The following is a 14505-nucleotide window of genomic DNA, read 5'->3' on the forward strand; positions in this document are numbered from 1 at the left end:
CATTATTTAATATTTTCTAAATACATTTGTAGCGGTGTTTCCCAATTTAGTATTTCGCGTGTCATATTATTTATTTGGTTAACAACCGAATCTAATTTTTCTTGCGTTATAGTATTAAAGTTAAATCCTTTTTTAAATTCCCTTCTTAAAATTCCGTTTCAATGTTCATTTGATCCTCTTTGAAAAGATGCATAAGGCTCAGCTCTATAAATTTTTATGTTCATTCATCTAGCTAAAATACCTATTTTTTCAAATTCAATACCGTTGTCTATTGTTATTGTTTTTACTTGTAATTTATTATCTTTTATAATCTTTTTTAGTTCTGAATTAATTGTATGTGGCGATTTGCTTTGTATTATTCTTGCAAATCCAATTCTTGTTTTTCTTTCGGTTAAAGTTAAAACATTATTATATCCATTTGCTCTTTTTCCTAAAACCAAATCTGCTTCTCAGTGTCCAAACTCAAGTCTTAAATCTATAGATTTAGGTCGGGTTCATATTGGAAAAACATAATCAGCTGATTTTACAAGCCGATTTATTACAGATGCAGTTCTTTTACCACCTTTTTTATAATATAGTCTTAATTTTTGATACTTTTTTATAACTCAATTATTAGTATTTATTCAATTAAACACTGTTCTCAAAGAAGGACAACAGTGCTTTGTTTTAGTTTTTATAAAATTATATGTTGACTTTATGCCAAAAAACTTTTTGTCATATTTTTGTAAAAAAGCTTTAGAAAAATTTTTAAATTTTTTGTTATCCACAAATTTAAAATAATATTTATGTCTAAATCTTTCTTTTGTTTTTAAACTAGCATATTTAAATTCATAAACTCCAAATTCATTTGTATTCCTTTTTATTTCCCTACTTAAGGTTGATACACTTCGTTTAATTAATCTTGAAATCATACGAAGAGAATAATTTAACTTTAAGTAATTTTCAATAATTATCCTTTCAGAATCTGTTAAATGGTTATATTTTTTTATTGTATAATTCATATGAGTTCCTTTCCGTTCCAATGGAACTTTTTTCTTTTTTTATTTAATATAAAAAATTCAAGTTCCACATCTAAATTTTACTTTAAATGTGTTGCACTTGAATTTTCAATTTAGGAACTAACGCAAATTAAATGCTGTTAGTTTTTTTATTTAAAATCATTTTAAGGTTTTTTTCAATTGAATTAAAATCTGATTTCATTTTATTATTTGAGTTATTCACATTTAAGTTATATTTAGCATACTTCATTCATCCGTCGCTAATATCTTTTGTAAATGTGATAGCCATTTTTTTATTGTAATTCAATTTAGATAAATTACCATCATTTGAAATTGAAATTAAATTCAAATTATGTTTTTTAGCTAATTTATAAGCAATTTGTAAATCGTTACCTTTTGCTAATAATGAATATTCTGAATCATTTTTTAAAATGTAATATGATCCTGATAAAAAATTATATTTTGAAGTTGCATCACAAATTCAGTTGCTAGAAAAATTAGCAATTATTACAACTGGGCCATCAGATTTATTTAAGTAATATTCTATCGATCCCATTAATTCTTTTTGATCTGCAGGATATAATATTTTTAATCCTTCGATTTGTGAAAGAATTCCAATTTGCTCTTCTTCTTGATAAAAAGTAGTTGAATTTTCAACAGAATTTAAGTCATTATTAAAAATATATAAAATTTTAGAATTATCTGCTAATGACTTTCTAATACTTGGAATAATTTTTTCCGCATATGATAATGAGTTAAAAACAAATGGTTTGAAATTAGAATGGGTATAAATCCCATTTGCTATCAATCCCATTGCTTCTTTTTTCATTCCAAGAAGCAACGAACGTCCTTCTTTGTTGTTAAAATCAAAGACACCATTAGCAGTTTTTATTTTTGTTAAGGTTCATAGAAATGAAGAAAGAGCAAAAGTATTGTTATATTTATAAAAAAGGTTGTTAATTATTGTAAATAAATTGGAATCAATTTCATTAGAAGCTGATAAAAAGTTATCATTAACATTCTCTTTTAATTCTTCATTTAAAAAACTTATTAATTTATCTGAGGCAGTTCATTTATTAAATAATTTATTATTCTTTTCAAAAACTTTCTTGTATTCTTCTACTATTTCTGAATAAGTGTCAAAAAAGTCACCCTTCTTAAAGTTAGTTTGCTCTTTAAATTCATCAATTTGATCAAAATCTATTGTTGATGACTTTGTATAATAGTTCTCTAAATTATGGCTAGATAATTCTCCTAAAGGAGGTTTAATTTCAATAAATGTTGGTTTATTGCTATTTTTAGCCTTAGAAATTGCTTTAGATATGCTTTTATAATCAGCATTATCAATTTTTATATATTTAAAGCCATAAGATTGATAAGTTTTCTTTATATCCAATGCTTTTTTATTTATATTAAAACTGCTTAGCAATGTATTTGCATCATATAAAACAATTAACTTATTTAATTTTACTGACCCAGCATATTGCAATGCTTCGTTTGCAACGCCAGTTTCTAAATCCCTATTAGAAACATAAACATAAGTGTAATGATTAATTTCTCTAAAATTTGCCGATAAATAGGCTTCTGCTATTGCAATTCCAACTGCTTCAGCAACACCATTACCTATTTTTCCAGAAGAGATTTCGATGCCTAATTTATTATTCTTTTTTAAATAGTTACAAAATTCACAAATTGGTTTATTTATATTTTTTATTTCTTCTTTATTAATCAATCCTAATAAGTACAGCATTGAATAATAAGTTGGATTTGCTTCGGAAATAGATAAAATAAATCTATCCCTTGAAATTCAATTAGGGTTTTTTATATCAAATTTATAATGAAAAGCAAAAAGCGCATGAAAAATTTTAGCTGCCGTAATATTTATTGCTATATTTGTGTTTTTGGAATTAGCAATTTGTGCCAAGGAATTAATTTTTATATTATCTATTGCTAGATTATTAATTCTTTTACTTTTAAACATTTTTTATACCTTCAAAAATTACATTTATATTATTAGGTTTTACATTTAATAAAGAATATATTCTTTGTTCCAACATAAAAATCATTTTCTTAGTCTCAAAAGACAGGATTGAACCTTTTTTTAATTTATAACTAATAAAAATTTCAATTCCGTTATTGTCTCTGATATTAATGATTGGTTCTTTTGTTAAGATAATTTCATCTTGATTTTCAAAAAAATGATTAATTGCTTGATAAATAGTTTCACTTTCTACTTTGAAATCAAAGTTCATCTTTGTATTAACTGAAACAAAATCACTCATCTTATGCTCTTCCAACATATTTACCTGTTTCGGTAGAAATTGAAATAACTTCTCCTTCTTTTATAAATAATGGAGTTTCTACTACAAAACCTGTTTCTAGTGTAACTTTCTTTTGTGCTGCTTGAGCAGTATTGCCTTTGACTGCATCAGGTGATTCTGTTACTTTTAAAGCAACATTAGCTGGTAATTCAATATCTAATACTTCTGATTCGTATTTTCTAACAATAACTTTCATTCCTTCTTTTAAAAAGTTTAATTCTCATTCTAATGAAGAAACAGGAATTTCTATTTGTTCAAATGTTTCTTGGTCCATTAAAACAACTGTATCTCCTGCATTATATAAATAATCCATTGAAATTTTATCAATCATGGCTTTCTCAACTTTTTCGCCGCCAGTAAATGACTTGATAGTTGTAGAACCTGTTCTTAGATCTTTAGCTTTAGCCTTAACATTGGCTTGCCCTCTTCCTTGTTTTGAATGTTGCGCTTCTAAAACAACATAAATATTTCCATCTAATTTAAATGTTACTCCTGGTTTTAAATCATTAACATTAATCATATTTTTCTCCTAAATTTACTTCTTATTTTTAATTTTTATTTATTTAAATATTTGTTTGTTTTTTATTATAAATATAAAAAATTATAAATTATTAAATGCGAAAAACAAAAATAAAATAATAATTTGTTGAAATGATAATAAAATTATTAATTATGGATAAGAAGCAAACAAATAACACTCAAATGAATAAATCAGAAAAATATTTATCAGTGATTAAAAAAATTCAAAAATGAATTTTAGGTAAAGTAAAAAAAGCAAATTCATTAGGAATAGTTTTAGGAATTTCTGGTGGAATAGATAGCGCTACTTTAGCTTTAATTTGTTATAAAACATTAGGTTTAAAAACACACTTTTATTATTTAAAAACGAAAAGTGATATTGAAAATGAAAGAGATATTAAGAAATTGAATATCATTTTAAACAATACTATTGAAACAATTGATTTAACAGATGAATTTAATATGTTTGCAAATAAATTTAGCCTAGATGAAAATTGAATAAAGGCAAATGCCAAATCAAGATTTTTTATGAATGTTCTATATACAAAAGCGCAACAAAATAATTCGCTAGTTTTAGGAACTGATAACTTCAATGAATATTATTTGGGTTATTTTACAAAGTGAGGAGATGGAGCTTGCGATTTATTACCTTTTGCTAATATATTAAAAAGCGATGTTTATGAGATGGCTAAGGTTATTGGAGTTCCGATTGAAATTATTAAAAAAAGACCGAGTGCAAATTTATTAAATAACCAGTATGATGAAGATGAATTAGGTTTTACTTATGAGCAATTTGAAGAATATATTTTAGATAAATATAAAACCGAAGAAACCGTTGCGAAAAAAATAAAATTTCTAAATAAAAAAACCGACCACAAAAGAAAATTAATTCCAAAGGGACCTAAAGTTAATTAAAAAACATCACGTGATGTTTTTTAATTTATAAATTTTTTAACGTTCAGTCCGAATAATTTAAATTTTGGAATTCTTCTGTAGTGTTTATAACCTGGCAATTCAATTTTATTAAACCATTATTCTCATTAAAAAGAGGATGTGAAAAGTTTGTTAAATATTTTATTTCTTTAAGATTATTAATAAGTTTTTGATTTAAATTAAACTTTATAGTAATATCACCGTTATATTTTAATGGCAAATGATATCCCTTTAAAGTTCCGTTTTTAGATTCAAAAAATTCTTTTTGATTGTTATCTCATCTATTATTTTTATTAATAAAATATTCAATATTTGTTTTAAATTTATTTATCGTATTAATTTTTGGTATTAGATCAAAGCTGTAATCTTTATTATTTTCTTTAATTAAAATCTTATTTAAAAAATTTATATTGTAATTACGAGCCGGCACATAATATCTATTTGGTGTCTTAAGTTCGATTTTTTGATCCAATACTTTATATAAGAATTCATTTTGTTTTAAGTTGAAAAAGTTAAAATTAAAAATTAAATTATTATAATAAGCTATATTATTCTGAAAAGGGTTAAGTTGTGGTAAAACATTATTCTCAATATCAAACTTTATCAATTCAATGAAGTTAAATTTTAAATTTTTATCTCTTACATTTATATTTGTAAAATCATTATTAGTTTTATTGATATTAAAATTAATTATAAAAGATAATTTATTAAAAAAATCTTTTCTTCATTTTGAGTGAAAACTAAATTTTAATTTTGAAAGATCACCAAATTTAATTATTGTTTTATCTTGAAAAAACATAGTTTTAAATCTAACTCTATTGTTTTCCAATTCTTCTAAATCTTGAATAAGTAATTTTTTATCATTAAGTTCAATAATTTTTATTCTCGATGAATCATAAACTCTTTTTGGTACAATAAACTCTAAGACTCAAGAATTTTCATTTAAATTTCTAAGAATTTCAATTTCACACTTTTCGTTCTGATTTAAACCTAAATCTACATTTTTATTGTTAATTTTACATTTTTCAATTGAAGTTTTAATCTCTTCTTTATATTCATATGTAATTTTTTGCTGATTTACATCTTCGTAATTATATATCATTAATTCTCCAGTGCCTTTTAGGCATAATAAGTACACCATTTTTTTCAGCTAAAAAATTAATAATGAGACTGAAAAATTTTTATTATATAAATTTTAAATTAGTCTCAATTTCGAATAAAATTAAAAATAAATATTTATTTGCAACTTGAGCAAATAAATATTAAAAAATAACTTTTTATACTAATTTTACTATTCACCAAATAAACATCAATATATTATTCTTTCTAAAAATCTAATTCTGCGATAAAAGGTAGATTTTGAAATATTGAATGTTTTTCAAGTGATATTGTCGTAGTCATTTCTAAAGATTATTGTTAATAATATTGAACGATCAAGAGGCGAAAGACCTTTAATTAAATCATAAATAAAATCAATGAAATTTAACTTATTTTGTAATCTTTTTTCTCTAATTCTTGCAAAATTAGATAATTTTTTAGCTAATTTTAGTTCAAATTCTTCTATATCATAATGATATTTTTTACTACCATTTTTATTATCTACATTTAAATCTGATAATAAGGTTGACAATATCGGTTTCATCGCTAATAACTTTTTAAATTTTTTTTCCATATTCCTCGCTTTCCACCTTATTTTAATCCTTTATTTTATTTTTTATCTAATAATTGAGACTCAAAAATTCTTTTATATTTTTCAAAAAAAATATAAAAAAAATTTTAAGTTTTAAAAAATATAGCGTTTTTTGTACACTATATTTTTATAAATATTTTTCTGGATGTAATTTTTTCATTTTTTCGATAAATTCTTTTTTGTCTAACGAGCCGTATTTTTCCATTAGTTCAACACATTCATTATATTCTTTTTCAGCTCACTCAATGTTTTCAAAACCAGTTACGTTTGTAACATTGGCACCCTTAAAGAATTTATAATTTTTAAAGAATAATTCTACTGAATGAAGTCACATTTTATCTAAATCTTCTAATTTTGTAATATGATCCAAACGATAATCATCAGCATGCACAGCGATTAATTTTGTGTCTGTTTCACCAGAGTCAATCATTTTCATTGCTCCAATAATTCTTGCTTCTACAACTACACCAGGCATAAATTCTTCAGGAGAATATACTAAAACATCTAATTCATCGCCATCTCAATCTAAAGCTTCAGAAATATAACCATAATTTGCTGGATATTTAAAACCTTCTCTTAAAATTCTATCAACTTTAATTTTTCCAGTTTTTCTATCGTATTCATATTTAATATTAGAATTTTTAGAAATTTCTATGTTTACTAATATATTTTTCATAGTTTAAATTTTACCAATTTTTATCTTTTCTCAAAAATTTCTTCATTTTTTCGCTTTCGCAATCTAATAAGCAAAACTTTTCTTATATTTAATGGCGGAGGAAACAAAAAATGACAATTTATTTATACGGTAAAATCGTGCATACTAATGCAAATTATTTAATTTTAGATCATAATGGAAGAGGAGAACTAATTTACGCACCTCAGATTAGCAGATTTAAGGTTGGCGAAATAAGAAAAATTTTCATTTCGGAAATTATTAATGAATATAATAAAGTAACATATGGTTTTGATACTTTTAAAGAAATGGTAGTATTTGAGGATTTAATTTCTTTACAAGGGTTGGGCCCAAAAACAGCAATTTCAATTTTAAACAGTGGTTGAGAAAATATTATTAATTACATTGCAAATTCGGATAAGGAAAAATTAACTAAAATACCTTATGTTTCTAATAAAATTGCTAACTCAATACTTTTAACATTAAAAGATAAGTATGAAAAATTTATTTCTAAAATGGCTGAAGATGAACTTCAAAAATTTAATAAAGCTACTCAAACTAATTCATCATTAAAAGAATTTGAAGAAACTATGAAAATGTTAGGTTTTAAACCAAATCAAATAAAGCTTGCATTAGATAATATGGAATTAACAAATAATATAGAAGAATCTGTTGAAAATGCAATAAAAATAATAAGCCAAAAACAAAATGAAGCAAGAATTCAGGGTTAATAGTTTTGATAATTTTATAGGACAAAATAAAATTACTTCAACTTTAAAGGTTATGATTAATTCTGCTAACAAACAAAAGAAACCAATAGATCATATCCTTTTTTACGGAGCTCCCGGCTTAGGGAAAACCACTTTAGCACAAATTATTGCAAGTGAAACAAAAGCAAATATCATTTATGTCCAAGGGCCTTTAATTCAAAAGAAAAGTGATATTTTAACGTTATTTTCATCATTGAAGGAAAATGACATTTTATTTATTGATGAAATTCATGGAATAAACAAGAATGTTGAAGAATTGCTATATTCAGCAATTGAAGAATATGTAATTGATTTGCCAATAGGGGTTGAAGGCGATATGAAAATAATGCGTCTTAATTTGAATAAATTTTCTTTAATTGGAGCTACAACAAAATTTAATTTAATTTCAAATCCTCTTAAGGATAGATTTGGATATATTGGTAAATTATTGCCATATACAGTTAATGAAATTCAAACAATTATTTCTAATTCTTGCTACAAGAAATAATATAAAAATCAACTTAAAAGCAGTTGAAGAAATTTCAAAGAACTGTCGTTTTACACCTAGAATAGCTAATAATTTATTAAAGCGAGTTCATGATTTTGCAATTTTTAAAAATCAAAAAGAAATCGATTTAAATTTAGTGAAAGAAGCATTCAATTATTTAGACGTTTATCCTGGTGGATTAAACATTTTTCAAGTAGAATATTTGTTAATTTTAAAAAATATATTTAAAAACAAAAGTGCTTCACTAGATACAATTAGTTCAATAATAAAAGATGATAAGTTTACAATAATAAATGATCTTGAACCTGCTTTACTATTACAAAAATATATTGAAAAAACTGTTAGGGGAAGAAGGATAACGGAAGACGGTTTAGAATATTTAAAAAAAATTAATAAATAATTTAAACATAACTAAGTTTTTTATAACTTAGATTCAATAATTCAATTAATATGTTCTAAAAAAGAACAATTATTATATAATTGTACCTATGAATAAAAAAAATAGAATAAGTCCTGCAATAAAATGAGTATTTAGTATTTTTGTGTTAATTGCTATGATTATAGCATTAGTTTTTGGAACAATATTTTATTTAAATCCTACTTTAAAAAATAACAATCCAACAAATAACAATATCGTAGGTACAAATGCAGTTTTAAAAATTGCTAAAGATAAATATCAATCAAGTTCAAAAACAGACATAGCACCTAATAAAATTGCAGATATAGTAAAAAATTATTTACAAGAGAAGGATGATAAATTGACATCTAATTTTGATGTTAAGTTATTATCTAATGATTTAATCGAAATTAAAAGTTTACTAGCTACTGATGATAAAAAACAGAAACAGTTATTAGATTCATTGGTTAAGAAACCTTATTTAACAATTACTGATCATAATGGTAATCCATTGTTTTATAAAGGAAGATATCAAGGGGGAGAAAGTACTTTTCACGGATTACAAGAACTTATTGATGAAGGTTCTCAAAATTTTAATATGGATTTAGATGCAAATCCTGCAAGTGATAAAATTCCACAAGGATATGCAGATAGAATTCAAATTAAATTGAATAATTATGCTTGAGATCAGTTCACACATTTAGCTTACGATTATTGAATTCGTGGTTTTCGAGAAAAAGATCAAAATCTGGAAGCTCCTAAAAATAAAGTTTATTTCTGATTGAATTTAGATGAATTTATTCATAATGCAATTAAATACGATAAAGAAAACTGAGATAAAGCAAAAAATAATCCTGTTAATTATGCTTATGTAAATCACAACCCAGGTGAAGAAGTTACAAAAGATAAAAAAGGCAATATTTTAAGTTCATTAAAACCAAACCTAAAATATTCAATTAATGCTCAAAAATATTTAATTTCAGCCACTTCTCCTGTTTCATTAATTTCATCACAAAAACGTGATTCAATATTTTATTTAATAAACAATAGTCCAAATGGTTATTCAAACAAACAATTAACTTCATTGATTAATTTTTCATATACACCATTTATTTTAGAAAAACAAGCAATTTATTTTGAAACTAAATCATCAAAACAGTTTGATTCTTATATTTTAGCTATTGTTATTATTTTAATTGCTATGTCTATATTCTTAGTTGTAAAACATAGATTACTAGGTGCTATAGCCAGTGTCACAATGGCATTTCTATTATTTGTTTTCTTATCAATAATAAGTGCATTTGGTGTAGTAATTAATTCTTTAATTGCATTAACTACAATATTTATTATTTTTGTGGCATTTAGTTTATTAACTAAGAAACTTCAAATTTTTTCAAAAGAACTTAGAGAAGGCGCTAATACAAATAAAGCAATAAATAAAGCAACTAAAAGAACTTTTATTTCCGGACTTGATGTTATTGCGATTTTAGGAATAGGTTCAATTTTGGCCTTTTATTTAAATATAAATCATTCTTCAACAATTGGGGCTTTAATCGGAATTGGAGCTTTACTAATAGCGGCAATAGTGATTGGATTAAATACATTATTATTCAAATCATTTATTCAAACAGAATCTTTTGATAATAAGAAACACTTAATAACTAAAACAAAATTAACTAAATGTAAATTTATTGAAAAAATTAATATTTTGTTCAAAACTAAGTATTTTATTATTCCATTAATAATTTTAATAAGTGTTGCAATTATCATTTATGCATTATTTGCTATTAAATCTCAATCAGCGTTATCTGGTTTTAATATAACCAATGAATTAAGTCATAAATTTATTTACAACATCGGTATAGACTTTAAAAACAGCGAAAGCCTTTCAGCTCAATCGGCAATTTTTAATGACTTAACTGAATTTATAACAAATAGTAGCAAAGCTAATGTAATTATTGAAAAAGTTAAGGTTAATGAACAGGGTCTAAATTCGTTATTGGTTTATTCAAACGTAAATATAAATGATTTTATTAATACAGAATTAGTTAACTTCTTTAACTCAAAAAATTATTTAAATGTCGAACTAGTTAAATCTGGAAATAATTTAAATAATTCATACATTGGCGCTTCAATTGGATGAACAGCTTTATTAATTATTTTGATAAATATAACTGTTATTGTTTATATCACATTTAGATATTCATTCCAATCAGCACTAGTTTATTTAATTAAACAATTATTATTAATCAGTTTAGTAATTTCTTCATTAATTATTCTTAGAACCAAAATTGATAATTTTGTATTTGATGGATTATTATTTATATCATTCATAAATGTTTTAGATTCAATAATAAATGCTTCTAGAATTAAGGCTGAAATTAAAAAAGATATAAATACAAAGAACTTTATTTACAAACCAGAACAAGTTAACAGTATTATTAAAATATTATTATCAGACGTAATTGGCTTACAACATTTTAATTTATTCTTAGGATTTATTTTATTATCTTCAGCACCATTTTTATTAGTTAATGTTTCATTTAATTTAATTTTAGCTTTTCAACTATCATTATTATTTATATGATACTTAAACCTATTTATCATGCCAAAAATTTGAGAACAACTAATTAATATTAAATTTAAGAATAAACAAAAAAGAATAGAAAAAGATTTCTGAAAAACAGAAAAAATTCAAGAACAAACATTTATTGGAATTAATGATTTTTCAATGTAATTTTAAAAAATATAAAAGTATTTAAGAGGTCAAAATGTTTAATAGATTAAAGGGAACTAAAGATATTTTTGGAAAAGAAGCTAGAATATTAAATTTTATTCGTCAAACTTTTGAAAAAGTAAGTGATAGATATAATTTTAGTTTTATTGAAACACCTATTATCGAAGACTATGCTCTTTTTGTTCGCGCTACGGGTGAAACAAGTGATATAGTTACCAAAGAAATGTATGTTTTTCAAGATAAAGGTCAAAGAACAATAAGTTTAAGACCTGAGTGTACAGCTTCAACAATTAGAGCTTATGTTGAAAATAAAATAAATAATTTAGAAAAAACCAAATTGTATTATTTTGGCCCAATGTTTAGATATGAAAGACCTCAGAAGGGAAGATATAGACAATTTATTCAAGGTGGTGTTGAACTTATCGAAGATAAATCTGTTTTATCCAATTTTGAAATAATAAAATTTGCTAACGATTTTTTAAAGGAATTAAAATTAAACGATTTTGTATTGCAAATTAACAATTTAGGAAGCTTTGAAAGTAGAAATAAATACATTAATTATTTAAAAGACTACTTCCAAAAATATAAAGACCAACTTAGTGAAATATCACAACTTCGTTTAGAGAAAAATGTTTTAAGAATTCTTGATGATAAAGAAGAAAACCAAAAGGAATTTGTTAAAAAAGCACCTAAACTTATTGAGTTTTTATCAGATGAAGAAAAGAAAGATTTTGATGAATTAATTAATTTATTAAACAATTTTGGAATATCATATGAAATAAATCCTTATTTAGTTAGAGGACTAGATTATTACACTGATATTGTTTTTGAATTTGTTTCTACCTCTGAAGCTTTAGGATCACAATCAACTATCTTAGGTGGTGGAAGATATGACGGAATGATTGAATCTTTTGGAGGACCAAAAATTGGATCAATCGGATTTGCTTTTGGACTAGACAGAATAGCAGAAATAATTTCTTTTAATATTGAAAAATACGATAATCTGAAAAATAAATTAGATATTTTAATAGCTTATCTAAATGACGAAGAAAAACAAGAAATCATTAATATTGCTTATGATCTTCGTAAAGAATTTAATGTTGAACTAATAAATAAAAAAATAACAATTAAACAACTATTTAAACAAAACTATCAATTAAAACCTAATATTTTAATTTTTAAAGAACTAAATTCAAAAGAAAATGAAATAAAAATGAAAATAAATGAAAAAGAATTTGTTTTTGAATATAGAAATGTTGAAGATTTTAAAAATAAGTTAAAGGAAGTAAAGTAATGAAAAAAGTATATTGTTCAAACCTTAATTTAAATAATGTTGATCAAGAGGTCGAATTATATGGCTGAATTGCAAATAAAAGAAAATTCAAAAATCAAATGTTTGTAGATTTTCGTGATTCAAGCGGAATTGTACAATTAATTTTCACAAATGTTTCTGATCCTCTTTTAACTAAAGAAAGCTGTTTGAAAGTTAAAGGAACAGTTCAAAAACGTCTTGAGGCAAACGAACAATTAAAATCAGGGCAGATTGAAGTTTTAGTTAATGAATATGAAATTTTAAATTCTTCTAAACAAATTCCTTTTGATATTAATGATGATAAAATGAATTCTGCAAATGAAGATTTAAGATTAGAATATAGATTTCTAGATATCAGAAATGAAAGAGTTTTAGAAAATCTTAAATTAAGACATAAATTATCTTTATATATAAGAAACTTTTTCGATAAAAAAGGATTTATAGAAGTAGAAACACCTATTTTAGCAAAATCAACACCTGAAGGGGCTAGAGACTATCTTGTTCCTACAAGAAGAAAGGGAAAGTTTTTCGCATTACCACAATCGCCTCAATTATTTAAACAATTATTAATGGCTGGTGGAGTAGAAAAATATTTTCAATTAGCAAGAGTTTTTAGAGATGAAGATTTAAGAAAAGACCGTCAACCAGAATTTACTCAATTAGATATAGAAATGTCTTTCGCAACAAAAGAAGAAATTTTTAATATTTGTGAGGAAATGTGAGTTGATGTTTTAGGAAAATTAGGATATGATATTAACTTAAATTTCCCAAAAATGGACTTTGATTACTCAATGCAACATTATGGAAATGATAAACCAGATACAAGATATGAATATTTAATTCAAGACTATTCAAAACTTTTTTCACACAAATTTAATAGAAAATTTGTAAAAGCTATTATTTTTGATCGCAATATAAATGAACATATTAAATTAATTAATGAAACTTTTAAGAAAAATGGCGGTGACTTTTTTGAAATATTAGATTTATCTTGTGCAACATGTGAAGTTGGCAAACACTTATCAAATATTGATGAATCAAAAAAACATAATAATTCATATGCTTTAATTTCCGCTGGTGATGAAGAAGATAATGTATTAAAATCATTAGGAGCTATTAGAACACTTTTAAATGATATTTATCAATTAGCTGATCCTAATAAACTAAACTTTTTATGAATCGTAAATTGACCAATGTTTGAATACGACAAGGAATCAGAAAGATATGTTCCTGCCCACCATCCATTCACACAGTTTGAAGAAGAAACAATAAAATATTTAGAAAATAAGGAATTTCCTAAAGTTAAAGCAAAATCATACGACCTCGTTTTAAATGGTTTCGAATTAGGGTCTGGTTCTATTAGAATATATGATTTAGAAACACAAAAAATGATGTTTAATATATTAAATATATCTGAGAAAGAACAAAAATCTAGATTTGGATTTTTCTTAAAGTCATTTGAATATGGACTTCCCCCTCATTGCGGTATTGCTTTTGGTATCGAAAGAATTTTAATGATTTTAACAAAGTCAACATCAATTAGAGATGTTATTGCATTTCCTAAAAATGCAAAAGGAGTAGATTTACTTACAAGTGCACCTTCTGAAGTTACAAAAGAACAACTTTTAGAATATGGTTTAGAAATCAAAAAATAAAATTAAGGAGAAA

At 24.0% G+C, this 14505-nt stretch carries 12 protein-coding genes and 1 pseudogene; 6 read left to right on the plus strand and 7 right to left on the minus strand.

The annotated features are described in order from the left end of the window. Nucleotides 1–2: 2 nt before the first annotated feature. The 4 genes from EXC38_RS00965 to efp form a co-directional block, all read right to left on the minus strand. Nucleotides 3–1001: an IS30 family transposase gene (locus EXC38_RS00965; protein WP_129694506.1), complete on the minus strand. Its 999-nt coding sequence runs from the start codon at nucleotides 999–1001 to the stop codon at nucleotides 3–5. 127 nt (nucleotides 1002–1128) lie between these two features. Further along, nucleotides 1129–2979, minus strand: coding sequence for a transketolase family protein (locus EXC38_RS00970; protein ID WP_129694507.1), 1851 nt, complete (start codon nucleotides 2977–2979; stop codon nucleotides 1129–1131). Beyond that, complete coding sequence (locus EXC38_RS00975) at nucleotides 2972–3280, minus strand: MMB_0454 family protein (RefSeq protein ID WP_040543522.1); 309 nt, start codon at nucleotides 3278–3280, stop codon at nucleotides 2972–2974. The genes EXC38_RS00970 and EXC38_RS00975 overlap by 8 nt, the downstream gene beginning before the upstream one ends. Nucleotide 3281: 1 nt before the next feature. Next, on the minus strand, nucleotides 3282–3839 hold the full coding sequence (gene efp, locus EXC38_RS00980; RefSeq protein ID WP_004414887.1) for an elongation factor P: 558 nt from the start codon (nucleotides 3837–3839) through the stop codon (nucleotides 3282–3284). Between the two features lie 152 nt (nucleotides 3840–3991). On the opposite strand from efp, the gene nadE reads away from it, so the two are divergent. After that, complete coding sequence (gene nadE / locus EXC38_RS00985) at nucleotides 3992–4753, plus strand: NAD(+) synthase (protein WP_004414885.1); 762 nt, start codon at nucleotides 3992–3994, stop codon at nucleotides 4751–4753. 25 nt (nucleotides 4754–4778) lie between these two features. Here the strand turns inward: nadE and EXC38_RS00990 are convergent, their stop codons facing one another. The 3 genes from EXC38_RS00990 to EXC38_RS01000 form a co-directional block, all read right to left on the minus strand. Beyond that, nucleotides 4779–5873, minus strand: a complete 1095-nt coding sequence (locus tag EXC38_RS00990; RefSeq protein WP_129694508.1) for an MHO_1580 family protein — start codon at nucleotides 5871–5873, stop codon at nucleotides 4779–4781. A 189-nt stretch (nucleotides 5874–6062) separates the two neighbouring features. Beyond that, nucleotides 6063–6443 carry a hypothetical protein gene (locus EXC38_RS00995; RefSeq protein WP_004414883.1) on the minus strand — a complete coding sequence of 127 codons (381 nt, stop codon included), beginning with the start codon at nucleotides 6441–6443 and terminating at the stop codon, nucleotides 6063–6065. A gap of 145 nt (nucleotides 6444–6588) precedes the next feature. After that, nucleotides 6589–7137, minus strand: a complete 549-nt coding sequence (locus EXC38_RS01000) for an inorganic diphosphatase (RefSeq protein WP_129694509.1) — start codon at nucleotides 7135–7137, stop codon at nucleotides 6589–6591. Between the two features lie 110 nt (nucleotides 7138–7247). On the opposite strand from EXC38_RS01000, the gene ruvA reads away from it, so the two are divergent. The 5 genes and pseudogenes from ruvA (at nucleotide 7248) to aspS (ending at nucleotide 14492) form a co-directional block, all read left to right on the plus strand. Next, nucleotides 7248–7865, plus strand: coding sequence for a Holliday junction branch migration protein RuvA (ruvA, locus tag EXC38_RS01005; RefSeq protein WP_129694510.1), 618 nt, complete (start codon nucleotides 7248–7250; stop codon nucleotides 7863–7865). Next, nucleotides 7843–8791 (plus strand): annotated as a pseudogene (ruvB, locus tag EXC38_RS03660) (Holliday junction branch migration DNA helicase RuvB). The gene ruvA and the pseudogene ruvB overlap by 23 nt, the downstream one beginning before the upstream one ends. 88 nt (nucleotides 8792–8879) lie before the next feature. Then, nucleotides 8880–11525 carry a protein translocase subunit SecDF gene (secDF, locus tag EXC38_RS01015; protein WP_129694511.1) on the plus strand — a complete coding sequence of 882 codons (2646 nt, stop codon included), beginning with the start codon at nucleotides 8880–8882 and terminating at the stop codon, nucleotides 11523–11525. 34 nt (nucleotides 11526–11559) lie between these two features. Further along, nucleotides 11560–12819, plus strand: a complete 1260-nt coding sequence (gene hisS / locus EXC38_RS01020) for a histidine--tRNA ligase (protein ID WP_129694512.1) — start codon at nucleotides 11560–11562, stop codon at nucleotides 12817–12819. Next, complete coding sequence (aspS, locus tag EXC38_RS01025; RefSeq protein ID WP_060823232.1) at nucleotides 12819–14492, plus strand: aspartate--tRNA ligase; 1674 nt, start codon at nucleotides 12819–12821, stop codon at nucleotides 14490–14492. The genes hisS and aspS overlap by 1 nt, the downstream gene beginning before the upstream one ends. Nucleotides 14493–14505: the final 13 nt, after the last annotated feature.

This window comes from Mycoplasmopsis arginini (assembly GCF_900660725.1).
GTDB lineage: Bacteria > Bacillota_I > Bacilli_A > Mycoplasmatales > Metamycoplasmataceae > Metamycoplasma > Metamycoplasma arginini.